The organism is Pseudomonas sp. WSY_20 (assembly GCF_043104335.1).
Lineage (GTDB): Bacteria > Pseudomonadota > Gammaproteobacteria > Pseudomonadales > Pseudomonadaceae > Aquipseudomonas > Aquipseudomonas parafulva_B.
Genome location: NZ_JBICKP010000082.1, coordinates 157,766 through 184,091 on the forward strand (window position 1 = coordinate 157,766; position 26,326 = coordinate 184,091).

Annotated in this window: 26 protein-coding genes and 1 pseudogene; 15 read left to right on the plus strand and 12 right to left on the minus strand. The window is 62.5% G+C overall.

Features of this window, described 5'->3' with window-relative positions:
* Positions 1-83: 83 nt before the first annotated feature.
* The 3 genes from ACF8E5_RS20020 (at position 84) to ACF8E5_RS20030 (ending at position 2,935) form a co-directional block, all read left to right on the plus strand.
* Positions 84-974 (plus strand): LysR family transcriptional regulator ArgP, encoded by an 891-nt coding sequence (locus ACF8E5_RS20020; RefSeq protein ID WP_392475702.1) that lies wholly within the window; start codon positions 84-86, stop codon positions 972-974.
* A 50-nt stretch (positions 975-1,024) separates the two neighbouring features.
* Entirely contained in the window at positions 1,025-2,020 is a 996-nt protein-coding gene (locus ACF8E5_RS20025) for an NAD(P)-dependent oxidoreductase (protein WP_182139219.1), read from the plus strand.
* 84 nt (positions 2,021-2,104) lie between these two features.
* Positions 2,105-2,935, plus strand: coding sequence for an ATPase (locus tag ACF8E5_RS20030; RefSeq protein WP_196185181.1), 831 nt, complete (start codon positions 2,105-2,107; stop codon positions 2,933-2,935).
* Between the two features lie 42 nt (positions 2,936-2,977).
* On the opposite strand, the gene ACF8E5_RS20035 is transcribed toward ACF8E5_RS20030, so the two are convergent.
* On the minus strand, positions 2,978-4,027 hold the full coding sequence (locus ACF8E5_RS20035) for an alkene reductase (protein WP_392475703.1): 1,050 nt from the start codon (positions 4,025-4,027) through the stop codon (positions 2,978-2,980).
* A 113-nt stretch (positions 4,028-4,140) separates the two neighbouring features.
* Here ACF8E5_RS20035 and ACF8E5_RS20040 point away from each other — a divergent pair, with 113 nt between their 5' ends.
* Positions 4,141-4,737 (plus strand): ACP phosphodiesterase, encoded by a 597-nt coding sequence (locus ACF8E5_RS20040; RefSeq protein ID WP_392475704.1) that lies wholly within the window; start codon positions 4,141-4,143, stop codon positions 4,735-4,737.
* 36 nt (positions 4,738-4,773) lie between these two features.
* On the opposite strand, the gene ACF8E5_RS20045 is transcribed toward ACF8E5_RS20040, so the two are convergent.
* On the minus strand, positions 4,774-5,526 hold the full coding sequence (locus ACF8E5_RS20045; RefSeq protein WP_058637132.1) for a 1-acyl-sn-glycerol-3-phosphate acyltransferase: 753 nt from the start codon (positions 5,524-5,526) through the stop codon (positions 4,774-4,776).
* Between the two features lie 35 nt (positions 5,527-5,561).
* The gene (locus tag ACF8E5_RS20050; RefSeq protein WP_078478049.1) at positions 5,562-6,317 is read right to left on the minus strand and encodes a GNAT family N-acetyltransferase; all 756 of its coding nucleotides are present in this window, start codon (positions 6,315-6,317) and stop codon (positions 5,562-5,564) included.
* A 206-nt stretch (positions 6,318-6,523) separates the two neighbouring features.
* Between ACF8E5_RS20050 and ACF8E5_RS20055 the strand changes: the two genes are divergently transcribed.
* The 3 genes from ACF8E5_RS20055 to ACF8E5_RS20065 are packed head-to-tail and all read left to right on the plus strand — an operon-like array spanning position 6,524 to position 8,894.
* Positions 6,524-7,105 (plus strand): YceI family protein, encoded by a 582-nt coding sequence (locus tag ACF8E5_RS20055; protein WP_058637130.1) that lies wholly within the window; start codon positions 6,524-6,526, stop codon positions 7,103-7,105.
* A gap of 1 nt (position 7,106) precedes the next feature.
* A complete protein-coding gene (locus tag ACF8E5_RS20060; protein ID WP_078478050.1) occupies positions 7,107-8,264 on the plus strand; it encodes a phosphatidylserine/phosphatidylglycerophosphate/cardiolipin synthase family protein in 1,158 nt (385 codons plus the stop codon).
* Between the two features lie 51 nt (positions 8,265-8,315).
* Positions 8,316-8,894, plus strand: a complete 579-nt coding sequence (locus ACF8E5_RS20065) for a DJ-1/PfpI family protein (RefSeq protein ID WP_058637230.1) — start codon at positions 8,316-8,318, stop codon at positions 8,892-8,894.
* A 25-nt stretch (positions 8,895-8,919) separates the two neighbouring features.
* Here ACF8E5_RS20065 and ACF8E5_RS20070 read toward each other — a convergent pair whose 3' ends face one another.
* On the minus strand, positions 8,920-9,318 hold the full coding sequence (locus ACF8E5_RS20070) for a nuclear transport factor 2 family protein (protein WP_027914521.1): 399 nt from the start codon (positions 9,316-9,318) through the stop codon (positions 8,920-8,922).
* A 115-nt stretch (positions 9,319-9,433) separates the two neighbouring features.
* On the opposite strand from ACF8E5_RS20070, the gene ACF8E5_RS20075 reads away from it, so the two are divergent.
* Entirely contained in the window at positions 9,434-10,024 is a 591-nt protein-coding gene (locus ACF8E5_RS20075; protein WP_058603257.1) for a GNAT family N-acetyltransferase, read from the plus strand.
* Positions 10,021-10,890 (plus strand): carbon-nitrogen hydrolase family protein, encoded by an 870-nt coding sequence (locus ACF8E5_RS20080; RefSeq protein ID WP_392475705.1) that lies wholly within the window; start codon positions 10,021-10,023, stop codon positions 10,888-10,890. Before ACF8E5_RS20075 ends, ACF8E5_RS20080 begins: the two co-directional genes overlap by 4 nt.
* A gap of 107 nt (positions 10,891-10,997) precedes the next feature.
* Here the strand turns inward: ACF8E5_RS20080 and ACF8E5_RS20085 are convergent, their stop codons facing one another.
* A complete protein-coding gene (locus tag ACF8E5_RS20085; RefSeq protein WP_058603255.1) occupies positions 10,998-12,521 on the minus strand; it encodes a fumarate hydratase in 1,524 nt (507 codons plus the stop codon).
* 280 nt (positions 12,522-12,801) lie between these two features.
* Here ACF8E5_RS20085 and ACF8E5_RS20090 point away from each other — a divergent pair, with 280 nt between their 5' ends.
* Complete coding sequence (locus ACF8E5_RS20090; protein ID WP_392475706.1) at positions 12,802-13,722, plus strand: iron-sulfur-binding ferredoxin reductase; 921 nt, start codon at positions 12,802-12,804, stop codon at positions 13,720-13,722.
* 87 nt (positions 13,723-13,809) lie between these two features.
* Here the strand turns inward: ACF8E5_RS20090 and pyk are convergent, their stop codons facing one another.
* Positions 13,810-15,264, minus strand: coding sequence for a pyruvate kinase (gene pyk / locus ACF8E5_RS20095; RefSeq protein WP_027914526.1), 1,455 nt, complete (start codon positions 15,262-15,264; stop codon positions 13,810-13,812).
* A gap of 212 nt (positions 15,265-15,476) precedes the next feature.
* Between pyk and ACF8E5_RS20100 the strand changes: the two genes are divergently transcribed.
* The 3 genes from ACF8E5_RS20100 (at position 15,477) to sbcB (ending at position 17,937) form a co-directional block, all read left to right on the plus strand.
* Positions 15,477-15,863 (plus strand): hypothetical protein, encoded by a 387-nt coding sequence (locus tag ACF8E5_RS20100; RefSeq protein WP_023534272.1) that lies wholly within the window; start codon positions 15,477-15,479, stop codon positions 15,861-15,863.
* Positions 15,864-15,978: 115 nt separating this feature from the next.
* Positions 15,979-16,344, plus strand: a complete 366-nt coding sequence (locus ACF8E5_RS20105; RefSeq protein WP_196185186.1) for a PilZ domain-containing protein — start codon at positions 15,979-15,981, stop codon at positions 16,342-16,344.
* 159 nt (positions 16,345-16,503) lie between these two features.
* Entirely contained in the window at positions 16,504-17,937 is a 1,434-nt protein-coding gene (gene sbcB / locus ACF8E5_RS20110) for an exodeoxyribonuclease I (RefSeq protein ID WP_392475707.1), read from the plus strand.
* 71 nt (positions 17,938-18,008) lie between these two features.
* Here the strand turns inward: sbcB and mvaT are convergent, their stop codons facing one another.
* Positions 18,009-18,386: a histone-like nucleoid-structuring protein MvaT gene (gene mvaT, locus ACF8E5_RS20115; RefSeq protein WP_023534419.1), complete on the minus strand. Its 378-nt coding sequence runs from the start codon at positions 18,384-18,386 to the stop codon at positions 18,009-18,011.
* 281 nt (positions 18,387-18,667) lie between these two features.
* Here mvaT and purU point away from each other — a divergent pair, with 281 nt between their 5' ends.
* Positions 18,668-19,519: a formyltetrahydrofolate deformylase gene (purU, locus tag ACF8E5_RS20120; RefSeq protein ID WP_023534293.1), complete on the plus strand. Its 852-nt coding sequence runs from the start codon at positions 18,668-18,670 to the stop codon at positions 19,517-19,519.
* 182 nt (positions 19,520-19,701) lie between these two features.
* Here purU and ACF8E5_RS20125 read toward each other — a convergent pair whose 3' ends face one another.
* The 5 genes and pseudogenes from ACF8E5_RS20125 to ACF8E5_RS20145 form a co-directional block, all read right to left on the minus strand.
* Positions 19,702-20,694 carry a lysylphosphatidylglycerol synthase transmembrane domain-containing protein gene (locus ACF8E5_RS20125; protein WP_196185188.1) on the minus strand — a complete coding sequence of 331 codons (993 nt, stop codon included), beginning with the start codon at positions 20,692-20,694 and terminating at the stop codon, positions 19,702-19,704.
* Positions 20,691-21,455 carry a DUF2334 domain-containing protein gene (locus tag ACF8E5_RS20130; protein ID WP_058637123.1) on the minus strand — a complete coding sequence of 255 codons (765 nt, stop codon included), beginning with the start codon at positions 21,453-21,455 and terminating at the stop codon, positions 20,691-20,693. Before ACF8E5_RS20130 ends, ACF8E5_RS20125 begins: the two co-directional genes overlap by 4 nt.
* Positions 21,448-22,599, minus strand: coding sequence for a glycosyltransferase family 1 protein (locus tag ACF8E5_RS20135; RefSeq protein ID WP_326383659.1), 1,152 nt, complete (start codon positions 22,597-22,599; stop codon positions 21,448-21,450). Before ACF8E5_RS20135 ends, ACF8E5_RS20130 begins: the two co-directional genes overlap by 8 nt.
* Positions 22,600-22,745: 146 nt before the next feature.
* Positions 22,746-23,510 carry a methyl-accepting chemotaxis protein gene (locus tag ACF8E5_RS20140; RefSeq protein ID WP_392475722.1) on the minus strand — a complete coding sequence of 255 codons (765 nt, stop codon included), beginning with the start codon at positions 23,508-23,510 and terminating at the stop codon, positions 22,746-22,748.
* Positions 23,511-23,603: 93 nt separating this feature from the next.
* Positions 23,604-24,620: pseudogene (locus ACF8E5_RS20145) on the minus strand (cache domain-containing protein); the annotation flags it as partial.
* A gap of 167 nt (positions 24,621-24,787) precedes the next feature.
* Here ACF8E5_RS20145 and ACF8E5_RS20150 point away from each other — a divergent pair.
* The gene (locus tag ACF8E5_RS20150) at positions 24,788-26,263 is read left to right on the plus strand and encodes a helicase HerA-like domain-containing protein (RefSeq protein ID WP_392475708.1); all 1,476 of its coding nucleotides are present in this window, start codon (positions 24,788-24,790) and stop codon (positions 26,261-26,263) included.
* Positions 26,264-26,326: the final 63 nt, after the last annotated feature.

Below are 26,326 nucleotides of genomic sequence, written 5' to 3' on the forward strand. Positions count from 1 at the left end.
ACTCCTCGAAAGATGCTGGCTAGTGTGACAACTTGCGGGTTATAAGAAAAATCAATAAAGCTCAACGGTCATTAGGAAAATCGATGTTCGACTACAAGTTGCTCGCGGCCCTCGCTGCCGTCGTCGAGCAAGGCGGCTTCGAGCGTGCAGCGCAGGTGCTGGGCCTGTCTCAATCGGCCGTGTCGCAGCGCATCAAGTTGCTGGAGGCGCGGGTGGGGCAGCCGGTACTGGTTCGCATTGCTCCGCCTGGCCCGACCGAGGTAGGCCGGCAATTGCTCAACCATGTGCAGCAGGTGCGCCTGCTTGAGCGCGACTTGCAGCGCCAGGTACCCGCGCTCGAAGAAGGGGGCATGCCGGAACGTCTGCGCATCGCGCTCAATGCCGATAGCCTGGCCACGTGGTGGGCCGGCGCAGTGGGGCAATTCTGTGCCGAGCACAAGGTGCTTACCGATCTGGTAGTCGAGGACCAGGAAGTAGGTCTCAAGCGCATGCGCGCCGGTGATGTGGCGGCCTGCCTGTGCGGCAGCGAACGCCCAGTGGCCGGCGCCCGCAGCCTGGCCCTGGGGGCAATGCGTTATCGGGCATTGGCCAGCCCTGCCTTCATGAAGCAGCATTTTGCCCAAGGCTTCGATGCCTGCCGCCTGGCTCGCACGCCCGCAATCGTCTATGGCCCCGACGATTTTCTACAGCACCGCTACTTGGCCTCTTTAGGTATGCAGGACGGTTTTCTGCATCATTTGTGCCCCTCTTCCGAAGGCTTTTTGCGCATGACCGAAGCGGGGTTGGGTTGGGGGCTGGTGCCGGAGTTGCAGGCCCGCGAGCAACTGGCAAGCGGCCAATTGGTGGAAATCTGCAGCGATACCCCGATCGACGTACCGTTGTACTGGCATCATTGGCGTAACGGCGGGCAACTGCTGGCACAGCTGACCGACCACCTGCGCCACAGCGCCCACCACTGGCTGGTGCCGTTGTAGCGCCGAAGGGCGTCAAAGGCTTCTGAACATCAGGCAAGGCGGAGTGTTACATGCGAATTCTGGTCACTGGCGCGAGTGGCTTCATCGGCGGGCGTTTCGCTCGGCTGGCCCTGGAGCGGGGGCTGGATGTGCGGGTCAGTGGCCGACGTGCCGAAGGTGTGGAGCATCTGGTGCGGCGTGGCGCGCAGTTCATCCCGGGCGACCTTGGCGACGCGGAATTGGCCCGGCGCCTGTGCCAGGGCGTCGAGACCGTGGTGCATTGCGCCGGTGCTGTGGGGCACTGGGGGCCCTATCAGACGTTCGCCCAGGGCAACGTGGTGGTCACCGAGAACGTCGTCGAAGGCTGCCTGAAGGAACACGTACGTCGTCTTGTGCACCTGTCTTCGCCGTCGATCTACTTCAATGGTCGTTCACGCATGGCCATTGGCGAGGATCAGGTGCCCGGCCGGTTTGCCAATCACTACGCCAGGACCAAGTTCATTGCCGAACAGAAGGTTTTCGGTGCCCAGGAGTTTGGCCTCGAAGTATTGGCGCTGCGCCCACGTTTCGTCATCGGTGCAGGCGATACGAGCCTGCTGCCGCGGCTGGTGCACCTGCAACGCAAAGGCAGGCTGGCAATTATCGGCAACGGCTTGAACAAAGTTGACTTCACCAGTATTCACAACCTGAACGAAGCGCTGTACAGCGCAGTGTTCGCTGACGGGCGCGCGCTTGGGCAAGCATACAACATCAGCAATGGCCAGCCCTTGCCGTTATGGGACGTGATCAACTATGTCCTGCGCCAGCTTCAGCTCCCCCAGGTCACCCGCTACCGAGGCTATGGGCTGGCCTACGGCCTGGCCGCGCTCAACGAGGCGGCGTGCGCCCTATGGCCGGGGCGGCCCGAGCCTACGCTGTCACGCCTGGCCATGCAGGTGATGAGTCGCGATTTTACCCTGGACATCAGCCGCGCCAGTCAGTACCTGGGCTACCAGCCCACCACTAGCGTATGGGCGGCATTGGACGAATTCTGCACCTGGTGGAAACACCAGCCGCCTGGCCGGTAAGCGCTCACCACGACGTCGGGCATCACCTGGCTGCGCGCGCGGTTTATAATCCCGCTTATTTGCAACCTCTGTGGTGGGATGCTCATGCGCTTTGATGCTCGCGATGATTTCGATGATGTACCGGCCTTGCGCGCAGGGACGCCGGATGACGACGATGAGTTGCTTGCGGCCCATGTCCCGCGCAGTCGCCGCCAAGCGGCAAGGCCACCGAGCACCGGCCCGTTGTGGGCGATGCTGGTGGCTGCGTTCATCGCCCTGGGTTGTCTAGGGTGGTGGAGCTATCGGCAGATCTCCCTGATGGAGCAGCAACTGGTCGCCACCCAGGAGAGCTTCGCGCGCATCAGCGAAGACGCGGCAGGGCGATTGCAGGCGATCAGCGGCAAGGTCGAAGCCAGCGCCTCGTCGAGCAACAGTGGCAGTGAAGCCCTCAAACAGCAGATCAGCCAGTTGCAGGCCAGTCTGGCCGAACAGGGCAAGCAGCAGGCGGGCGTGGCGGGCCAGGCCGGGGACCTTGGCAAGCGCCTGGAGCAGGTCCTGGCCGACACCCGTGAACAGCAGAGGGCGGTGACCGAACTGCAAACGCAGTTGCAGGCGCAGTTGAAGGCGGTGAACGGCGAGTTGGCAGCGCTCAAGTCGGGCCAGGTCGATGGGGGCAAGCTCGACGGGCAACTCAAGAGCCTGAGCGAGGAGGTGGCGGCGCTGAAAAAACAAGGCAACCCCAATGCCGCCATCGAAAGCCTGGAGCAGGATGTGCTGGTGCTCAAAAGCCAGCTGGACAACCGCCCCAACACCACGGCCGGCGGTGGCGCATCGGTGCAGGAGTTCGACGCGTTTCGTGGTCAGATGACCCGTAACCTGAACAACGTCCAGAGCCAGTTGCAGAACCTGCAACAGCAGATCAACGCCAAGCCTTGACCGGGAACGACAGGGGCCGGGTCCTGGCCTCTGTCTCAGGCCTTACAGGCGTGGGTAATCGATGTACCCCACCGGACCTTGGCCATAGAACGTTTCCGGGTGAGCTTCGTTCAATGGCGCATCGCCAGCCAGGCGTGCAGGCAGGTCCGGGTTGGCGATGAACGGCACGCCAAAGGCCACGGCGTCAGCCTTGCCATCGGCCAAGGCCGCATTGGCACTGGCCTTGTCGAAACCTTCGTTGACGATATAGACGCCGCCAAATGCTGCTTTGAGTGCAGGGCCAAGGCTGTCGTCGCGCTCACGTTCCCGTGAGCAGATGAAGGCAATGCCCCGCTTGCCCAACTCCCGCGCCACATACGTGAAGGTCTGGGCACGGTCGGTATCGCCCATGTCGTGGGCATCGGCGCGCGGCGCCAAGTGCATCCCGACGCGCTGCGCTCCCCATACCTGGACTACGGCGTCGGTGATCTCCAGCAGCAGGCGGGCCCGGTTTTCCAGCGAGCCGCCGTACGCGTCAGTACGCTGGTTGGTGCTGCTTTGCAGGAACTGGTCGAGCAAATAGCCGTTGGCGCCATGAATCTCGACGCCGTCAAAGCCTGCGGCCTTGGCGTTTTCGGCACCCGTGCGGAAGGCCTCGACGATGTCGCTGATCTCTTCGGTATCCAGCGCCCGAGGCGTGGGGTAGTCGCTGAGCGGGCGAACCAGACTCACGTGCCCCTTGGGTTGGATGGCGCTGGGTGCGACCGGTAACTGGCCATTGAGGTAGCGTGGATGGGAAATGCGCCCCACGTGCCACAGCTGCAAGAAGATTCGGCCGCCTGCGGCATGCACGGCATTGGTGACGTTGGTCCAGCCCCTGACCTGTTCAGCGCTCCATATGCCCGGCGTGTCCGGGTAGCCCACGCCCATGGGGCTGACCGAGGTCGCCTCGCTGATGATCAGGCCGGCACTGGCACGTTGCACATAGTATTCGGCCATCAGTGCGTTCGGCACGCGGCCGGCGTCTGCGCGGCAGCGGGTGAGTGGGGCCATGATGATGCGATTGGGCAGTTCCAGGTCGCCCAGGGTGATTGGATCGAATAGCGTGGTCATGACGGATACCTGAGAGTCAAAGGGAGTCGCAAAGCTTTAAGTGTTCCGAACAGATAGCCAGACGGTATATCGCTCGGCGGCGATGCATTCCAGGCAAGTGATAGACTGGCGCCATGAATTATCTTGCACACCTTCACCTTGGGGGACCAGCCCCACAGCAGTTGCTGGGCAGCCTCTACGGGGACTTCGTCAAAGGCTCGCTGGAAGGGCGGTTCGCGCCGCAAATCGAGGCGTCCATCCGCCTGCACCGGCACATCGACAGTTTCACTGACACGCACCCTGTCGTGCGAGCCTCCCTGGCGCGTTTTACGCAGGTGCGACGCCGGTTTGCGGGGATTGCGCTGGACGTCTTCTTCGACCACTGCCTGGCGCGTCACTGGCCTGAATATGGGCGCCAGCCGCTGCGTCAGTTCACCCATGGGTTCTATCAGGTGCTGTTGGCCGAGCCCGCGCTGCCGGGCCGGTTGGCCCACATCGCGCCTTCCATGGCGCAGTCTGACTGGCTGAGCTCCTATGCTGACTTCGCCACGCTAGAACAGGTGTTCGCCGGGATCGCCCGGCGCTTGTCACGGCCTGAAGGCTTGGCAGGGGTCATGGAGGAACTTGATCGCCTGTACGTGCCGTTGCTCGATGATTTCCGCGCGTTCTACCCCCTGGTACAAGCCTTCGCTGCCAGCCATCGGGCACAGGCCGGCCCGCTCGTTGATTGACTGATCTGCCGCGTGGTTGGCGCCAGGGCGCTGCGTTCAGGTGGCGGTCGCACACGGCCTGTGAAGTACCGGTGGCTCTGGTGTGCCGTAGAGCGCCTGATGGATCGAACGCTGGGCCTGGAGCGCCAGCAGCGTGCGGCCCTTGCCATGACTTGTCAGTGGATCGAGCAGGTGAATGCGTACTTGGCCGCGAGGTTGTGCCAGCAACCGCAGCAGGTGTGACACTAGATCATCATCCCCCACGAAGGGCGCCAAGGAGTCGATCTGGCCCCGCCGCTGGTATTGGATGGCCACCGGTTGCACGGCGATGCCCTGGTCGATGGCTGCCGCCAACAGGCGCCCATGAAACGTCCTGAGCTGGTGCCCGTCGGTGGTCGTGCCTTCGGGGAACAGCAGCATGGGGTGGCCTGTGACCAACTGCTGGCCGATCTGCACGCGTAGCTGCTGCCCATCGCCGGCGCCGCGCCTGATGAACAGGGTGCCTGCCTGCTCGGCCAGCCACCCGGCAAGCGGCCAGTGCCGGACCTCCGCCTTGGACAGAAACGACATAGGCGCCAGCATGCCCAGCAGGGGGATGTCGGTCCAGGACACATGGTTGCCGACCCACAGCATGGGCGTGCTCGGCAGCTTGCCCGTCACGCAGACTTCGAAGGGCAGTGCTGCTACCAGGCGCCGCATGAACAGCCGGGTCCAGCGTTGCCGGCGTTCGAGCGAGGTTTTGATGCCAAGGTGCATCCCGATGACGAGCAGGCTGGCCATCAGCAGCCCCAGCACCACCACCAGCAGCATGTGAACCAGGCGCCCCACCTGCCGAAGACGGCCCCTCACACAGCGGCCTTGAAGTGACGGGCGTAGCGCGGGCACAGCGCCTCGCGCTTGAGCAGGATGAACACATCGGCGACCTGGAAGTCTTCATCCCAGCACGGTTCGCCACAGACCTTGGCGCCCAGGCGCATGTAGGCCTTGAGCAAGGCCGGCATCTGGGCGCTCACGTTATCCGGCAACGTCAGCGGCGGCAGCGGATTGCGGGGTTCGGCACGCAGGTCCTGGGTGCACAGGTGGCGTTCGCGCAGGCGTTGCATGACGGCATGCGCCTGCACCCCGCCGTCCTGCATCGAGATGCTGGCGCAACCCATCAGGTAGCGATAACCGCCTTCGTTGAGTACGTCGGCCAGCTCGCTCCAGAGCGTGGCAATGGTGCCCCCGTTGCGGTACGGCGCGGCCACACAGGTACGACCCACTTCCAGGATGGGGCCCTGGAGTTGCAGCAACCCTTGCAGGCTGAACCCCTCCTCGCTGTAGAAGCGGCCCAGGTTGCTGGCCGCCTCGTGGTCGAGCAGTCGCGTGGTGGCCACCAGCCGTCCGGTAGTGACATCGCGTACGCCGATATGACGGCAGTGCGGGTCAAATTCGTCCTGGTCCAGGCCGTGCTCGGCACCCTTGAACCTTGCATCGAACGCTTCGCTGAAGACCTGATAGCGCAGGGCCTGAGCCTCCCGCAACGCGGCGTGACCCATCAGGCGCTCGGCGTGCAGGCGGTGTCCGGTGCAGGTGTCGGCAACATGAGCGATTCGCGTCATTACGAGTCTCCATAAAACCAGCCATGCAAGGGTGGCCGGTAGGCTTTTATGTGCGCGTTCAGGCTAGAAACACGGGATGTCATGGCGATGAAGGTTCGATGATGCTTGCATGACCCGCCGGTTGGGCGTGGCGGCGAACGTGCTGGCGCTTGCTGTGCCAAAGACCTGCGCGGTAAGGTGAGTCGCCTGCATTTTCGAGACCCCTCATGCTCAAGTCACTCCGCCTATGGCCTGCACTGCTGCTTGCGTTGTGCCTGCCCGCACACGCCAATTGGCACCTTGACGGCGAGTCGTCTCGCCTGTCCTTTATCACCGGCACCAACGGCGAAGCGGCGCAGGTGCACCGCTTCCTAGTGCTGCATGGCACGGTGGACCGCAAGGGCGCCGCGAGCCTTCGTATCGAGATGGATTCGGTCAGCAGCGGCGTCCCGTTGCGGGATGAGCGCATGCGGGACACATTGTTCGACGTCGCACGGTTTGCCGAAGCGACCGTGCAGGCGCAGCTGGATCTGCGCCCGATCAACGACCTGGCCAACGGTGCGCAGATCGAATTGCGCCTACCGCTGACGGTAACGTTGCACGGTCAGTCCCACCGCTACGACGCCTTGCTGTTGGCCACCCGCCTGGACGAGCGTCGGTTCCAGGTCGTCACCCTGGAGCCCCTGGTGCTGCGCGCCGAGGATTTCGGCCTGATGCCAGGGCTGCAAGCCCTGCGCAAGTTCGCCAACCTTAAGGCCATCAACCCGTCCGTACCGGTCAATGCGGTACTGATCTTCACTGCGCGCTGACATGCCGGGCCCGGTCTTCCCCTGGCGGGATGGCAACCAGTTCGAGCTGCTGATCGATGGGCCACAATTCTTCCCCCGCATGCTGTCGGCCATTGAGCATGCCCAGACGCAGGTGGACCTGGAACTGTACCTGGTCGAGTCCGGGGCCTGCGCCGAGGCTGTGGTCCAGGTGCTGGAACAGACCGCCCGCCGCGGGGTGCGGGTGCGCTGCCTGTTCGATTATTACGGGTCGCTGGCCTTGAGCGCCAAGCTGCGGCAACGTCTGGTGGATGCCGGCGTGTATCTGCGCTGGTACAACCGGCTGCACTGGAGACGCGGGCTGCGCAATCTGTACCGCGACCATCGCAAGTTGCTTGTGGTCGACGAGCAGTGGGCGGTGGTGGGCGGTACCGGGGTTACCGATGAGTTCTGGCAACCGGGCCAGCCCAGCAGCGAATGGCACGAGGTGATGGTGCTGATGCAAGGCCCGGTGGTGAGCGACTGGCAATTGCTGTTTGATCGCCAGTGGCAGGCCAACCATCGCCGCACGGCCTGGCGCCCTGCCGAGGGCTTCGGCCTGCCGCGCCTGCCCAAGGTGCCTGCGCAAGGGCAGGGCATGGGCCGGGTGGCCTATGCCGACGCCCGCCAGCATCAGGACATCCTGCATTCATTGGTACGTGCCCTCAACAGCGGCAAGCAGCGCATTTGGCTGGCCACGCCTTACTTTCTGCCGACCTGGAGCGTGCGTCGCTCGCTGCGCCGCGCAGCTGGCAAGGGCGTCGATGTGCGGTTGCTGCTCACCGGCCCGCGCACCGATCATCCTTCGGTACGGTATGCCGGTCACCGGTACTATCCACGCCTGCTGCGCGCTGGCGTGCGTATTTTCGAGTATCAGCCGTGCTTTCTGCACCTGAAGATGGTGGTGGTGGACGATTGGGTCAGCATCGGGTCCTGCAACTTCGACCATTGGAACCTGCGCTTCAATCTGGAGGCCAATATAGAAGCGTTGGACCTGCCGCTGACGAGCGCGGTGGTCGAAAGTTTCGAACGCGATTTTGCCCTGAGCGAGGAAGTTGACCTGGCGCATTGGAACGCCAGGCCGTTCTGGCGACGGGTCAAACAGCGCATCTGGGGATGGCTGGACCGGTTGGTGGCCAACGTGCTCGACCGGCGCGACTGAGTGCAGCTATCGTGCAATGACGGTTCACAGGCAATCGAGGGAATGGATGCGATGACGGTTAAGAAGATACTCATGCTGGTGGGCGATTACGTCGAGGACTACGAGGTCATGGTGCCCTTCCAGGCGCTGAGCATGGTTGGGCATACCGTGCACGCCGTGTGCCCGGAAAAGGTGGCGGGCCAGACCGTGCGCACGGCTATCCACGACTTCGAAGGCGACCAGACCTACAGTGAAAAGCCGGGGCACCAGTTTGCCCTGAACCACGATTTCGTCCGGGCCCGCGCCGAAAGTTACGATGCACTGGTAATCCCGGGCGGGCGTGCCCCGGAATACCTGCGCCTTAACGAGAAAGTGCTCGAGCTGGTGCGAGCGTTCGACCAGGCAGGCAAGCCCATCGCTGCCGTTTGTCACGGCGCCCAGTTGCTAGCCGCTGCCGGGGTGCTCAAAGGCCGGGAGTGCAGTGCGTACCCGGCCTGCGCGCCCGAGGTGCGCCTGGCCGGCGGCACCTATATCGACATTGCGGTGGACCAGGCCCATGTGGACGGCAACCTGGTCACTGCGCCCGCCTGGCCGGCTCACCCTGCGTGGTTGGCGGCGTTTTTGAAGGTGTTGGGCACCCGTATCCTCTGACTCATCAGGCCGGCCAGTCCATGGGTCAGCCGACTTGCTCGACCCAATCGTTGAGGTTGTAGTAGTTGGTTACGCGGGCGATCTTGCCGCAATGGATATAGAAGAACGCGCCGGCCGGCAGGACATAGGTCTGGCCGGTGGCCGCAGGCAGGCCTTCGTCATCGGCCACATATTGCCCGTGCACGGTGAATTCCGCCGCCGCGCGACTGCCGTCGGCATTCTGCATCACCACGATGTCGGCCAGGCGCTCGCGGTAGCAGCGGTTCATCTTGTCCATGAAGGCGGCGAACCTGGCCTTGCCCATCTGCCGCTCACCCTGATTGATGTCGTGAATCACATCTTCGCTGAGCAGGGCCAGAAACCCTGGCATGTCACCTGCGTTGAACGCGGCGTAGTAAGCGTTTACCAATTCGGTAGCGGTCATGGAACATTACCTGTCGTGTAGGGAAAAGGCGTGTCGTTGGCCTGGATGATAGGGTTTCCCCTCAAGCCCGGCTTAGCCGAGCGCGTCATCCACATCGACAAAACGACCGCCAAGCATGCAAATACGCCTACTGCACGGCGCCGCCATCGCGCCCTATATCGATGACCTCGCTCGTCTGCGCCTAACTGTGTTCCGCGAGTTCCCCTACCTCTACGATGGCTCGCCCGAGTACGAAGCCGACTACCTGGCCGCCTATGCCCGTTCCGGGCGCAGCCTGGTGGTGCTGGCCATGGATGAGGACAAGGTAGTGGGCGCCTCCACGGGCCTGCCCCTGGTCGACGTTGCGCCCGAGTTCCAGGAGCCGTTCGTGGCCCAGGGCCGCGACCCGGCCAGCGTCTACTATTTCGGCGAGTCTGTGGTTCTGCCGCCATACCGAGGGCAGGGGCTTGGGGTACGTTTTTTCATCGAACGCGAATCCTATGCCCACAAACTGGCCGAGTTCGATTACTGCGCGTTCTGCGCCGTGGAGCGGCCCGGTGTACATCCGCGCCGCCCGGCCGACTACAAGCCTTTGCATGGGTTCTGGCGCAACCGCGGTTTCCTCCATGACCCATCACTGCGTACCCGGTATGCCTGGCGCGACCTGGACGAGCAGGAAAGCTCGGACAAGCTGATGTCGTTCTGGCTCAAGGAACTGCCCCTTTGATCCGTGTCGCGGCCTGCCAATACGCCATTGAGCTGCACGAAACCTGGGAGGCTTATGCCGACCACCTGCAGGGCTTGTGTGCAGAGGCGGTGGAGGCGGGCGCGCGCCTGCTGCTGCTGCCCGAATATGCAGGGCTGGTGCTCAGCGGGCAGCTGACACCCGAGCAGCGGGGGGACCTAAAGGCTTCCATTGCAGGCATCCAGCCTTTGATCGAGCCGTGGAAGGCCCTGTGTGCAGGCCTGGCCAAGCGTTGGGGCATCTACCTGCAACCAGGCACGCTTCCGGTACTGGACAGCGACGGCGCCTACCGCAACCGCGCCTGGCTGTTTGGCCCCAAAGGCGCGCTAGGGCATCAGGACAAGCTGATGATGACCCGCTTCGAGCGGGAACAGTGGGGCATTGCCGCAGGCCAAGGGTTGACCGTGTTCGACACCGATCTGGGGCGTCTTGGCATCCTGGTCTGTTACGACAATGAGTTCCCGCTCTTGGCACGCCGGTTGGCAGAGCGTGGGGCCGACCTGATCCTGGCGCCGAGCTGCACCGACACCGAAGCCGGCTATCACCGTGTACGGATCGGGGCTCAGGCACGCGCCTTGGAGAACCAGTTGGCCGTATTGCAGAGCCCGACCGTAGGGCTGGCACCCTGGTCGCCGGCATTGGACGAGAACCTAGGCCGGGCAGGGCTGTTCGTGCCGCCTGATCGTGGCATGCCGGGGGATGGGGTAATGGCACTGAGCGAATCGCTCGACCCGCAGTGCAGCCGTTGGCTGGTGTGCGATCTGGACCTGGAGGCCGTGCGCCGGGTCAGGCAGCAGGGGCAGGTATTTACCCGCAGGGACTGGCCCGAACAATTCGAACGTCTTTAAACGCAACGGCGGCGGACCCTGGTACCAAGGTCCGCCGCCGCAGGTTGGGCTGCGCATGGCTGCGCACGCGAGCGGCCCGTGAAAGCGCCGCCCGCTGTTGCCATGGGTTACTTCACTTCGACGGCCAGGCTCTGGGCAATCTTGCTCTGCCACAAGGCGGGGCCTGTGATGTGCACCGACTCACCGTTGCTGTCCACGGCCACGGTCACGGGCATGTCCTTGACCTCGAACTCGTAGATGGCTTCCATACCCAGCTCGGCAAAGGCCAGGACCTTGGATTTGCGGATGGCTTGCGCAACCAGATAGGCGGCGCCACCTACAGCCATCAGGTAGACGGCCTTGTTGTCCTTGATCGCTTCGATGGCGGTCGGGCCGCGCTCGGACTTGCCGATCATGCCCAGCAGACCGGTCTGCTCCAGGATCTGGCGGGTGAACTTGTCCATGCGCGTGGCGGTGGTGGGGCCAGCAGGGCCGACCACTTCGTCGCCTACCGGGTCGACCGGGCCGACGTAGTAGATGAAGCGGCCCTTGAGATCCACCGGCAGTGCTTCGCCGCGGTTGAGCATTTCGACCATGCGCTTGTGGGCTGCGTCCCGGCCGGTCAGCATCTTGCCGTTGAGCAGGATGGTTTCACCCGGTTTCCAGCTGGCCACTTCTTCGGGCGTGATGCTGTCGAGGTTGACACGTCGGGCGCTTGGGCCCGCTTCCCAGACGATTTCGGGGTAGGCGTCCAGCGAAGGCGCTTCGAGCTCCGCAGGGCCTGTGCCGTCGAGCACGAAGTGGGCGTGGCGAGTGGCCGCGCAGTTGGGGATCATGCACACCGGCAGCGAGGCGGCGTGGGTCGGGTAGTCCATGATCTTGACGTCGAGCACGGTGGTCAGGCCACCGAGGCCCTGGGCGCCGATGCCCAGTTGGTTGACCTTCTCGAACAGCTCCAGGCGGATTTCTTCAAGGCGGTTCTGCGGGCCGCGTGCCTTGAGCTCATGGATGTCGATGGACTCCATGAGCACTTCCTTGGCCATGACCGCGGCTTTTTCGGCAGTGCCGCCGATACCGATGCCCAGCATGCCAGGCGGGCACCAGCCAGCGCCCATGGTCGGAACGGTCTTGAGTACCCAGTCGACGATGGAGTCGGACGGGTTGAGCATGGCCATTTTGGACTTGTTTTCCGAACCGCCGCCCTTGGCTGCAACATCCACCTCGACCTTGTCGCCGGGGACGATGGAGTAGTGGATAACGGCCGGCGTATTGTCCTTGGTGTTCTTGCGGGCACCGGCCGGGTCGGCCAGGATCGATGCGCGCAGCACGTTTTCAGGCAGGTTGTAGGCGCGGCGCACACCTTCGTTGATCATGTCGTCGACGCTCAGGGTGGCGCCGTCCCAGCGCACATCCATACCCACGCGCACGAATACGGTGACGATGCCGGTGTCCTGGCAGATAGGCCGGTGACCGGTGGCACACATGCGCGAGTTGATCAGGATCTGGGCGATGGAGTCGCGCGCAGCCGGCGACTCTTCGCGCAGGTAGGCCTCGTGCATGGCCTGGATGAAATCGACGGGGTGGTAGTATGAGATGAATTGCAGGGCGTCGGCCACGCTCTGAATCAGGTCGTCTTGCTTGATCACGGTCATGCAGCGCGCTCCTCTTAAAGACGGGAACATTCAGTGAGACGTTCGACGGAGCCGACCAGCCTGTCGAAACGCCTTGCAAAGGCGCGCCGACAGCCTGCCGACGCAAAAAAGGCGCGGCAGTATAGCGCGCCTGCCCCTGTGAAACACCTGCGAGTGGTCAGGACCATGGTCTGGCCGGTAGCCGGCATCCTTTTTGCTGCTAGGCACAGGACAGGGCATTAGAATCGACGGGCGCGCGGTCGCGTCCATCGGCACAAGGGGTTTGAACAGGTGAGTGAACATGCCCGAAATTAGGGTGGGCACGCGTTGTTGGACGGTGCCGACGGGTGCCAACTTGCTCGATGCCCTGAACGAGGCAGGGCTCGGGGTGCCCTACAGCTGCCGCGCAGGGAGCTGCCATGCGTGCCTGGTACGGTGTGAGGACGGGTTGCCCCTCGACGCCCTGCCAGAAGCCCTGGCGCTGGACAGGCATGCCGTGGGCTGGCGCCTGGCTTGCCAGTGCCGCGTGGTCGAAGACCTGCGCGTGGAGGTGTTCGATCCGTTGCGCGACGGTGTAGGTGGCACTGTCAGCGAACTGGACTGGTTCGGTGATGTGCTGCGGTTGCGCCTGCGGACCGAGCGCAGCGTCCGCTACCAGCCGGGCCAGCACGCGGTGCTCTGGTTGGGTGGGGTGGCGCGGCCCTATTCGCTGGCCAGCCTGCCGGGTGAAGATGATTACCTGGAGTTTCATATCAATTGCCAGCACCCCGGTGCATTCTGTGACCGGGCGCGGGCGCTGGAAGTGGGGGATGTGTTGCGCGTTGGCGAGGTGAGGGGCGGGGCATTGCATTACGACCTTGACTGGCAGGACAGACCGTTATGGCTACTGGCTGCCGGTACCGGGCTTGCACCGCTGTGGGGCATCGTGCGCGAAGCCTTGCGCCAAGGCCATCAGGGGGAGATCAGGTTGCTGCACGTGGCCCGCGACCGCGCAGGACACTACTTGGCAGCGCCGTTGCAGCAGTTGCCAGGTGTAAACGTGGAATTGGTGATGATCGCGCAGCTGGAGGAGGCACTGGCTGCGCTGCGGCCTTCATCGAGACAGACTCTGGCCTTGCTGTGCGGCGCGCCCGCCAGCGTCGAACGGTTTGCCCGACGGCTGTTCATCGCTGGGGTGCCGAGGGGGCAGGTGTTTGCAGACAGCTTTGTCGAGCACGCCTGAGCCGACGTATCTGCGGTGCCTGCACAGGGCCGCTTGCGCACGGAGAACGCGCGCGAAGCGACCCTGGCTCGTCAGCCGATCAGCCGATCAGCCGACCAGCGGATCACCGACATGCAGGATCTTCATGCCGTTGGTCCCGCCGATGGTGTGGTAGCTGTCGCCCTTGGTGAGGATCACCCAGTCACCTTGCTCGACCAGCCCACGCTTGAGCAGTTCGTCCACGGCGGCCTGGCTGACCTTGTCGGCCGGCAGTGATGCCGGGTCGAAATCGATCGGGTAAACACCGCGGAACATCGAGGCACGGGCCTGGGTGGCGCGGTGCGGAGACAGGGCGAAGATTGGCACGTGCGAGCGCAGGCGCGACATGATCAGTGGGGTATAACCGCTCTCGGTCAGGGCGATGATCGCCTTCACACCCGGGAAGTGGTTGGCCGTGTACATGGCTGCCAGGGCGATGCTTTCGTCGCAGCGCTCGAACGTGGTGTGCAGGCGGTGGCTGGAGCGCTGGCTGGTCGGGTGCTTCTCGGCACCCAGGCAGATGCGCGCCATGGCCTGGACCGCTTCGATCGGGTATGACCCGGCGGCGCTTTCGGCCGACAGCATCACGGCATCGGTGTTGTCGAGCACGGCGTTGGCCACGTCGGACACTTCGGCACGGGTCGGCATCGGGTTCTGGATCATCGACTCCATCATCTGGGTCGCGACGATCACTGCCTTGTTGTTGCGGCGGGCGTGCTGGATGATCTTCTTCTGGATGGCGATCAGCTCGGCGTCGCCGATTTCCACGCCCAGGTCACCACGGGCAACCATGACGGCGTCGGAGGCTGCAATGAGCTTGTCGAGGGTTTCGTCGTCGGCAACCGCTTCGGCGCGTTCGATCTTGGCCACCAGCCAGGCGCTGCCACCGGACTCGTCACGCAGTTTGCGGGCGTATTCCATGTCGCTGGCGTCACGCGGGAAGGATACGGCCAGGTAGTCCAGGTCCATCTCGGCAGCCAGCTTGATGTCGGCCTTGTCCTTCTCGGTCAGGGCCGGTGCAGTCAGACCGCCTCCTTTGCGGTTGATGCCCTTGTGGTCCGACAGCGGGCCACCGATGATCACCACGCAGTGCAGGGCGTCGGCGGTGGCGGTTTCGACGCGCATGACCACGCGGCCATCGTCGAGCAGCAGTTCGTCGCCAACGCCACAGTCCTTGACCAGGTCGGGATAGTCGATACCGACGATGTCCTGGTTGCCTTCTGTCAGCGGATGAGCGGTCGAGAAGGTGAAGGTGTCACCGACTTTCAGTTCGATGCGCTTGTTGGCGAACTTGGCGATGCGGATCTTCGGACCCTGCAGGTCGCCGAGCAAGGCCACGTGACGGCCATTCTTGGCAGCGATTTCACGGATCAGGCGGGCGCGTGCCTTATGCTCGTCCGGAGTGCCATGAGAGAAGTTCAGGCGAGCCACGTCCAGGCCGGCGAGGATCAACTGTTCGATCACTTCCGGCGAATTGCTGGCGGGGCCAAGGGTGGCGACGATTTTGGTACGGCGGATGGTCATGCACAGACTCCTATAGTGAAGCGCAGCGAGAGGCTACTCCTGAATCGGGCTGTAGTCATCGTTAGGTTGCACTACCTGGCTTTGGAAAACTGTGCAGGTGACAGGGGCACGGGTTTGTTGGCTGGTATGTGTCGGTCAACAAACGCGGTAAGTGCCGATCGTTGAAGAATCCGATGGGTCGGCCGATATGCTGTTCAGCAAAGGAGAGTCCCATGCGCATGCTGATCGTTTTAGCCCTCGCGGCCAGTGCCGTCGGGTGTACCCGCTGGTCCATGGACCACCATCTCAACAATGCCTACCGCGCTTATGATCGGGGTGATTGCCAGCGGGTAATGCTGGAGCTGTCCCAGGTCGATCGTACCAGCCGCGCCCGGCCGTTCATCCACCCGGAAGTCGCGTTGCTGCGTGGGCAGTGCCTGGAGCGGCAAGCGTTGTATGTGGATGCCGCACAGACCTACCAGTACCTGATCCAGCGCTATCCGGGCAATGAATATGCCTACCGTGCCCAGGCGCGCCTGCAAACACTGGAGAAACTCGGCCACTACCGCGGCGGTGAGCCGGCCGTGACCAGGCCAGCGACGAGCGTACCTTGGCGCTAATGCCAAGGTGTGTTGTATTGACAGGGAGATTTGTCGCAGCGTGCGCTAACCTGTCACTCAACTGATACAACAACCGCCAGTACCAGGCATTCCTGGCATCGCGGACGGACTGCCCTTGACGCTATTCAATAAACGACTTATCGACCGCCACCAGCTGCCCTTTGTCCTGAAAGTGTTCAATCGCTTCAACGGCCAGGAGATGGGCCAGCTCGGCAACGCCTCCGAAAACGGCATGATGCTGATCAGCGAACTGCCGGTCATGGTGGGCCCCGATTACGAATTGCAGTTGCGCCTGCCGTTGACGGGGGGTGGGCATCAGTTCGTCAACCTTACGGCCAGTTGCCTGTGGTGCCGCGAGGACCAGACCCCTGGGTATTACGATTCGGGTTTCATGTTGTTGCAGGCCCCTCGCGAATACGATGGCTTTGTACGCTCCCTGCAGGAGTATTTCAGTTTTCGCGCTTCCTCTACCTCGGTTTGACAGGTCGGTATTGCCAACGCTGATGCCTGCCCATGGGACTGGCCCGCGCCAGTAGGGGCTGCATAGCACCCCCTACTGGCCCCAGGTAGCTTCATCGGCTCGACGTCAGGCCCGGCTCAACGCGTTAGAATCAGGGCGACCCTGCAACAGGACGGCCCTGTGACCTCAAGCATCTTCTGGCATGACTACGAAACCACTGGCATCAACCCGCGCTGCGACCGGCCCGTGCAGATGGCAGGGGTACGTACTGACCTTGACCTCAATGAAATCGACGATCCGGTCAACCTCTATTGCCGCCTATCGGACGATATACTGCCGCACCCTGCTGCCTGCCTGGTGACGGGCGTCACGCCGCAACAGTTGGCCGAAAAAGGCCTCGGCGAGGCCGAGTTCATGGCGCGGGTGCACGCCGAGCTGGCACAACCCGGCACCTGTGGCGCCGGCTACAACACGCTGCGTTTCGACGACGAGGTCACCCGCTACAGCCTCTACCGCAACTTCTTCGACCCTTACGCCCGCGAATGGCAGGGCGGCAACAGCCGCTGGGACTTGATCGATGTCGTTAGAGCGGCGTGCGCCTTGCGGCCCGATGGCATCCAATGGCCCCAGCAGGACGGGCGCACCCGTCTGCGCCTTGAGTTGTTGAGCAAGGCCAATGGCATCGAGCATGGCCATGCACACGAAGCGCTGTCCGATGTTCGGGCGACCATTGCCCTTGCTCGGCTGATACGCGAGAAGCAGCCCAAGTTGTACGACTGGTTGTTTCAGCTTCGCAGCAAGCATAAGGTCATGGAGCAAATACGGTTGCTACAGCCGATGGTGCATATTTCCGGGCGTTTCAGTGCCGCGCGTCATTACCTGGGCATTGTGTTGCCATTGGCCTGGCACCCTAAGAACCGCAATGCATTGATTGTTTGCGATCTGCATCAGCAAACCCTGCCGCTGGTTGAGGAAAATGCTGAAACTTTACGCCAGCGGCTCTATACCCGTCGAGAAACACTTGGCGAAGGCGAGCTGCCCGTACCGCTCAAACTCATTCAGATCAACCGCTGTCCGGTGGTCGCGCCCCTTTCTGTAATACGACCGGCCGATCAAGCGCGTCTTGGGATCGACCTGGATACGTTACAACGGCGCGCAGAGGCATTGGCCCGTCAACAGGATCAATGGCAGGAAAAACTGGCGCTTATTTATACACAAGACGGTTTTGCGGCCAATGAAGATCCTGAGCAGCAATTGTATGAGCGGTTTCTCGGCCAGCGTGACCGGCGGCTATGCGATCAAGTGCGTTCGCTGGCGCCCGCGCAGTTGGGCGCCGGGCAGTGGATGTTCGATGATCCACGCCTGCCCGAACTACTCTTTCGCTACCGTGCGCGTAACTTTCCGGACACCTTGAACGATGAAGAGCGCGCGCGATGGCAGGATTTTTGTAGGCAGCGTCTGGCTGACCCCCGCTGGGGTGCGCCCAATACCTTGGGTGATTTCGCCCATGCCTTGGCCGTAGCCTGGCCTGACGCGGATGAAGCAGGACGGCAAGTGCTGACTGCCTGGCAACTGCATGCCAACGCCTTGCAAACGCGGTTCGCCGTCAATTGAAAACCCATAAAAAAACGCCGGTTCTTAACCGGCGTTTTCTTTATGAATATCAAATAGCGGGCAACGGACAATCAGTCCAGCAGGGTTGCCCAGCTTTCTACCTCGTCACCGCCCCATTGAGCTTTCCACTCTTTCAGGGTTTTGTGGTTGCCACCTTTGGTTTCGATGACTTCACCGTTGTGCGGGTTCTTGTATTGCTTGACCTTGCGCGCGCGTTTAGTGCCAGTGGTTTTCACGGCGCCACGCGGCAGTTTGCTCATCTTGGCATCAGGGTCGAGCAGGGCAATGATGTCACGCAGCGATTTGGAATATTCGCCCATCAGGGTGCGCAGTTTGCCTTCGAACTCCAGTTCTTTTTTCAGCTTGTCATCCTGAGACAGGTTGGCCAGGCGGGCCTGAAGTTCCTTGATGGCTTCTTCGGTGGCACGGTACTCGTTGATCAGGGACATGGAGTGTTCCTTAATGCGTGTTCGGGAATGTGTGGAGCAATAGTAAACAGGCAACTCTCGCAAGTAAACATATGATTGATGTATTAACAGTTGGATAAGCTGTGACAGTATTTCTCCAAGTGAACAAAAATTTACCTAGGTTGCCGTTTCATCCATAAATCTTGTCAGAAGATTCCCAACGCGTAGGCCCAACGGCCCTATGCAGCACGTCGCAATCATTACTGCGTTTTTCTCAGCGTGCCGCTAGAATGAGCGCCTTTGCGAGTTCTGGAGTCTTATTCATGCGCACCTACCGTCTGGTGATCGCTTGCCCCGACCGTGTCGGCATCGTGGCGAAAGTCAGTAATTTCCTGGCCTTGTACAACGGCTGGATCACCGAAGCCAGCCATCACTCCGACGAGCAGACTGGCTGGTTCTTCATGCGTCATGAAATTCGCGCCGAGTCGCTGCCCTTCGGCATCGAGGCTTTTCGCGAGGCGTTCGCGCCCATCGCCGAAGAGTTCTCCATGACCTGGCGCGTGACCGATTCTGCCCAGAAGAAGCGGGTCGTGTTGATGGCCAGCCGTGAATCCCATTGCCTGGCTGACCTGCTGCACCGCTGGCACAGCGATGAGCTCGATTGCGACATTCCCTGCGTCATTTCCAACCACAATGACTTGCGCAGCATGGTCGAGTGGCACGGTATTCCGTTTTTCCATGTTCCAGTAGACCCCAAGGACAAGGCCCCGGCGTTTGCCGAAGTGTCACGCCTGGTGCAGGAACATGCAGCCGATGTGGTCGTGCTGGCGCGGTACATGCAAATTCTGCCGCCGCAACTCTGCCAGGACTATGCTGAGAAGGTGATCAACATCCACCATAGCTTCCTGCCATCGTTCGTCGGCGCCAAGCCGTACCACCAGGCGGCGCTGCGTGGCGTGAAACTGATCGGCGCGACTTGCCACTATGTGACCGAAGAGCTGGACGCCGGCCCTATCATCGAGCAGGACGTGGTGCGGGTTACCCACGCCGACAGCATCGAGGACATGGTCCGCTTCGGGCGTGACGTGGAAAAAATGGTCCTGGCCCGCGGCCTGCGCTATCACCTGGAAGATCGGGTTCTGGTGCACGGCAACAAGACAGTGGTGTTCGACTGATCGCAGGGCTACTCCCAGACCTGTCCAGCAACGTGAGGATCGACCCATGGGACGGCGCGGTACCCCTACAGCCTCACCTCCCCCTGTAGTGGGTCAGGGTTGCCTGGCCCGCTACGATCCCGACGCCTTGCAGGACACCGACGGTACCGACTTCCCCGGTGCCGCGGCGCTTTGGCAAGCGCTCAACCCACCTGACGGCGCCAGCGCTCCAGCAGCGGACGCGCCAGCAGGCACACGAACACCGGCCCTCCGGCGAGCAGATACAGGTAGTAAGTGATGGCACGCCAGATCAGGATCGCTGCCGCCGCCGTCGAGCTGCCCACCATGGGTGTCAGCAGGCTGGCCGAGGTCAGCTCGGCAGCGCCTGCGCCCCCGGGCATCATGCTGAACTGACCGGCGCTGAGCGATAGCATCTGGACCAGGAAGCTGGGAATCCAGGCCAGCTCCACGCCCAAGCCCCTGACCACGAGATACAGCACGCTAAAGCGCAGTCCCCAGTGGACGCATGTCAGGCTGAACACCAGAAACAAAGTGCGCTTGGGCAACTGCCAGGTTTGCGCCAAGGCCTGCACGAAACGAAGCAGCTTGCGTGCCCAGCGTCGTTTACGCGGTGCGCTGGTGCCCAGGCGCTGCAACAGCCGGCCGTTCAGACGCATCACCTTGCGCCGGTAGCGCAGCAACATCACCACGCCTGCCAGCGCCGCGCACAGCAGTGCTGCACTGCCCAGCAACATGCTTTCCTGGCTGCGCCCAAGGCTATGAAACAACGCATAGCCTGCGATCGCCAGCATGGCGCAGAAGAAAAACACCAAGTCATTGAGCTGATCCATCGCGAACACCGCGCCGCTGCGGGCTGCACTGATGCCCTCGCGGGCCAGCAAGGCCATCAGGGTAAAGGGGCCGCCGCCGCCACCTGGAGTGGTGCAGATGGCGAACTCGGTGGCCATGACCACACCCAATGTGCGCACCCGCGATACACGCGCTGCCTGATCGCCCAGCAGCAGGCGCATCCGGCAGGCGTTGATCACCCAGCACAGCAGGATCATGCCCACCAACGTCATCAGCAGCTGCGGATCGAAACGGCTCAGCTTGGGCAGCAGTTCGCTGCCGCCCAACAGTGCAGGCACCAACGCTGCGCCCAACAGCGCCAAGCCCAGCAGCAGCCAGCGGTTCACGCTGCCACCTGCCGCTCCAGCCAGGCTGACTTGGTCAAGGGTTCACGCCCGTCTTCGATCAGTTTTTCAAGGGTGCGCAACCAGTAGTCCCGTGAGTAGCGATGGCGCATGTCCACCGGATGCAACCCGAGGCGTAGGGTGTTGGCGCCTTGCCAACGTCGGCATTGCCAGTCACTGAGCACCCGCGACACGCCACGGCGCCAGGCGCTGCGCGCGCTCCAGACCAGGCCGGGTGCATCGATGGCGGTAAAGTCCGGCAGGCGATAGAGGTGCTGCGGGGTGCTGGTGTACTTCAGCGGCAGTTGGCGCAGTGCTTGTCGTGTGCCCTGGCTCATCAACCAGGCGGGGGCCACGAAGCCAGCCACGGGCCAGCCTTGACGGTCGAACAGCGCCAGGCCGTCTTGTAGTCGGGCGATGGCCTGGTGTTCGTCCAGCGCGTAGAACTCGCCTTCATGGGTATAAATCCGCCGCATGAAGTAGTCCAGGGGCGTGCGCGGCGTGGGACCTTCATCGGCATGGGCGTAACCATGCAGGGCCAGCTCGTCACCCGCGGCCAGACGGCGATCGAGCAACTGGCAGAAGCCGGGAGACTGAGTCAGCAGGTTACGTCGATGAAAATCGGGTACCACCAGCCAAGTCATGGGCACGTTACCCAATGCATCGACCGCCTGCACGAACGGCTCGTAGTCTGGCCAGGTCTCTGGGGCTACGTCATGCAGCACCAGCATCACGCTGCGGGAACGGAGAGAGGCCTCAAGCATGTGCCCGCACCTGCTGTTGGTGGCCCAGTACGGCCTGGTAATGCTCAAGCAGGCCGTTGACCACGTTGTCCCATGAGTAATGCTGCTCTACATGCCGCCTGGCCTGTGCACCGAGCTTGCGCGCACCCGCTTCGAACGCCTCGCGCACGGCCAGGGCCATTGCCCTGGCGTCGTTGGGTTGGCACAAGCGACCGCACTGGTCGTTGACGATTTCGCCGAAGGCGCCGGCACGCACTGCAACCACGGGCGTACCACTGGCCATGGCTTCGAGGATGACCAGGCCGAACGTTTCCTGGTCGCCGGCATGCACCAACAGGTCGGCGCTGGCCATCAGGCGAGCCACCTGGTCAGGTGGGCAGAACTGGCCGATCACGCTGACGTTGTCGGGCACATTGGCGGGCATGTTGGACCCCACCAGCAGCAGGTGATAACCGCGCCCCAACTGCCGCATGCACTCAAGCAGAACGGGCAGGTTCTTCTCCCGTGAGCCACGACCTGCATAGATCAGCAGCCGGCAGGTGTCGGCGACGCCCAGTTCGGCTCGCACCTGTGGATCGCGGCGTGCAGGATTGAAGGTTTCCAGGTCTACGCCCAAAGGCTGCACGTGGACATCACGTACTCCCAGGCGACGGAGCTTGTCTGCCATGACCTTGCTCGGTGCGAGCACCCGGTCGAAATTGCCATACAACTTGCTGACATAAGCCTCGACGTTGGGCGTGAACCAATTGCCCATGCGGTTGCTCACCAACAGCGGCAGGTCGGAGTGATAGAAGCCAATGACCGGCACGTCCAGCTGACGGCGAGCTTCCAGCGCCGCCCAGGCGGTCAGATACGGATCGCCGACTTCGATCAGGTCTGGCTTTAGCGTGCGCAGCGTGTTGCACCATGGCGCCAGGCGTACCGGAAAGCGGTAGCCTTTGCCAAAGGGCAGGGGTAGTGCAGGCACATGATAGACACCGCCTTCATGCCGAGCGCTGGCGCCGGGGATCAACAGGCTGTGACGGACACCTTGCACGGCATCCAGGCGGTGGTGTTTGGCATCAAGGTAAGTGCGTACGCCGCCGCTGGCCGGGGCGTAGAACATGGTGATGTCGGCAATGTGCACGATCTGCGTCCCTCCGGGATCGTCTTTCGGGTCTGTCATCGCGCGGTAACGAAACCGGCGTTGACATGCCATGAAGTTGACCTTTCAGAAGGGTAGTTTGTTCGATCAGCTTGTGCGGTTGGCCGCCCGGCAGCCGAGCGCTAGGCAATAGCGCTCGGTGGGTCGGTGCCGGGGCTGGGCCGGCTTCAGATACGGAAGGTGCCGACCAGGTGTTTCAGGCGGCTGGCCTGCTGCTCCAGGTCAGAACAGGCACGCAGCGTCGCCTGCAGGTTTTCCACGCCTTCCTGGTTGAGCATGTTGATTTCGTTGATATCCATGTTGATGGCTTCGACCACGGCCGTCTGCTCTTCGGTGGCCGTGGCCACGGACTGGTTCATGCCATCGATTTCGCCAATGCGCACGGTGACACTTTCCAGCCGCTCACCTGCCTGGTTGGCGATCTGCACGCTGTCCAGGCTGTGACGCTGGCTCTGGTCCATGGTTTCGACCGACTCGCGGGCACCCACTTGCAGCTCCTCGATCATGCCCTGGACCTGCTGCGCGGATTCCTGGGTGCGATGGGCCAGGTTGCGCACCTCGTCGGCCACCACTGCGAAACCACGACCTGCTTCACCGGCGCGCGCGGCCTCGATGGCGGCGTTGAGCGCCAGCAGGTTGGTCTGCTGGGAAATGCTGGTGATCACTTCGAGAATCTGGCCGATGTTGACGGTCTTGCTGTTGAGCGTCTCGATGTGGGCGCTGGACGTCACGATCAGGTCGGAGAGCCGGTTCATCGCGGCGATGTTGCGATCGACGACCTGCTGGCCTTCTTCTGCCAGGCGCCTTGCAGAGCTTGCGTGCTGGGACGCCTGCGCCGCGTTGCCGGCGATCTCCTGGGCGGCAGCGCCCAGCTCGTTGATGGCGGCCGCCACGCTGTTGGTGCGGTTGGACTGTTCGTCGGAATTGGTCATCGACGAGTTGGACGCACTGATGACACGCAACGCGACTTCGTTCACCTGCTCGGTGGCCGAGGACACTTCACGGATCGAGCCGTGGATACGCTCGACGAAGCGGTTGAAGGCGTTGCCCAGGATGCCGAACTCGTCGTGGTGGTGGATGCGCAGGCGCTTGGTAAGGTCGCCTTCACCCTCGGCGATGTCCTCCATGGCCCGTGTCATGGTGTGCAGCGGCTGCATCAGCACACGGATCAGCAGCCCCAGCAGGGCGATGATGATCACCACGGCCACCACGGTGGCAATCACGGCGGAAGTGCGGAATGTGCTGAGCATCGCGAAGGCCTTATCCTTGTCCAACGACAGGCCGATGTACCAGTTGGCCGAAGGCAAGCCGGTCACCGGTGTGAACGTCAGCAGGCGGGCCTGGCCGTCACTTTGCACTTCGGTGAGCTCGGACGTGAGCTTTGGTGTGCGCTCGGGGAACAGGTCTGACAATGATTTCATCACCAGGCCTTGATCCGGATGGACCAGGATCTTGCCTTGGTCATTTACCAGGAACGCATAGCCCATGCCGCCGAAATTCAGCGAGTTGATGATTTGCGCCAGGCCGTCCAGTGCCAGGTCACCCCCGACCACGCCCACCGAATCGGCCACCTTGTCGAGGATGCCGATGACCATCTTGTTGGTGGTCATGTCGATGTAGGGTTCGGTCAGCAGGGTGCCGCTGGCACTCATGCCATCCTTGTACCAAGGGCGTGTGCGGGGGTCGTAGCCGTCAGGCATCTTTGCATCCGGGCGTACGCTGAAGCTGCCATCGACCCTGCCCAGGTAGACGGTTAGGAAACTCGATATCAGCGCCTGCTGGCCCATCAGGGTTTCAGCGTTGGCCGGTTGCTGGGCAATATTCTGCGCCAGGTTTTCGACCAGTTTGATACGCCCCTCGAACAAACTGCGGATGTTGGTCGAAGTGGAAGCGCCCATCTCAGTCAGGTAGTCCTGAAGGTCCTCGCGAATCGCATTACGCTGCAGATAATCGTTGTAGAGGGTGAACAGGCTGAATGCGAGGATCACGATCAGTGATGCTGCCAGCAGAATCTTGTGGCTGAAACGAAGGCTTTTGTTCATGAAATCATCGGGTCCGCTAAGGTTTTGTATCAGGCGTTCGCAGCTGTAGGGCCCAGCCAGTGCAACATCCCGAAAAGTCCTTTTTCGGTTGTTCTCTCTGAGTAAGGCGAATATCACCCAGAGGTATCGGCCGGAGTAAGACAAAGCTTGAGCAGAGGATTAAAGAGATGTCGGAATCTTCATTTATCGTCGTAGGATCAAGCCCTGATGGCCAGCCCGTAGGGCAGGCGATGCGGCTTGTCAACCGGCACGGGCTGGTGGCAGGGGCCACCGGTACCGGCAAGACCGTGACCCTGCAACACTTGGCCGAAGCGTTCAGCGATGCCGGGGTGGCGGTGTTCGCGGCCGACGTCAAGGGCGACCTGTGTGGGCTGGGCGCCAAAGGCGCGCCCGAGGGCAAGGTGGCCGAGCGCATCGCCGGGATGCCTTGGTTGCGCCACCAGCCACAGGCCTATCCGGTGAGCGTGTGGGACATTGCGGGCCAGTCGGGTCATCCGTTGCGTACCACGATCAGCGAAATGGGGCCTTTGCTGCTGGGCAACCTGCTTGAGCTCACCGATAGCCAACAGTCAGCGCTATATGCCAGTTTCAAGGTGGCTGATCGCGAAGGCCTGCTGTTGCTGGACCTCAAGGACCTCAAAGCGCTGCTTGGCCACTTGAAGGACAACCCGCAGGTGTTGGGCGAAGACAGTGCGCTGGTGACCGGCGCGTCCGTTCAGGCGTTGCTGCGCAGGCTGGCCACCCTGGAGCAACAGGGGGCAGAGGCGTTGTTCGGTGAACCGGCATTGCAGCTCGAGGACATTCTACGGCCCGACCCGGATGGGCGAGGGCGCATCCATTTGCTCGACGCCAGCCGACTGGTGCATGAGGCACCCAAGGTCTATGCCACGTTTCTGCTGTGGCTGCTGGCCGAACTGTTCGAGCAACTGCCCGAGCGTGGCGATGCCGAAAAACCGGTGCTGGCGTTGTTCTTCGATGAAGCGCACCTGCTGTTCAAGGACACCCCCAAGGCATTGCAGGACCGCCTGGAGCAGGTGGTGCGGCTGATTCGCTCAAAGGGGGTAGGGGTGTATTTCGTCACCCAGTCCCCAGCGGATCTACCCGATGCAGTCCTGGCCCAACTGGGTTTGCGAATCCAGCATGGCCTGCGGGCTTATACGGCCAAGGAGCAGAAGGCGTTGCGTGCCGTAGCTGAGGGCTTTCGCCCCAACCCTTCATTCGATGCGTTGTCTTCGCTGACCGAACTGGGCATCGGGGAGGCCTTGGTCGGCACGCTTGAGGACAAGGGAACACCTGCCAGGGTGCAGCGGGTGCTGATTGCGCCCCCGCAATCGCGTATCGGCCCGTTGAGTGAGTCTGAACGCAGTGCGCTGATTGCGCGTTCACCCTTGGTTGGCCGTTATGACAAACCCATAGACCGGGACTCGGCTTACGAAAGGCTCAACCAGCGCAAAGGCGAAGCGGTGGAGCCCGCGCCGCAACCCAAGGCCGATGACAGCAGTTTTGCCGAAAAGGCGGGCGAATTCCTGCAAGGCGCGGCCGGGCAGGCGATCAAGTCGGCGGTGCGTCAGGCTGCCAATCAACTGGGGCGGCAGCTGGTGCGCGGGCTGATGGGCTCGTTGCTGGGCGGGAAGAAGAAGTAGCTGCGCGGTGTGAAGCCATCGCCCATAAAAAAGGCGCCCTACGGCGCCTTCTTATACGGGCTG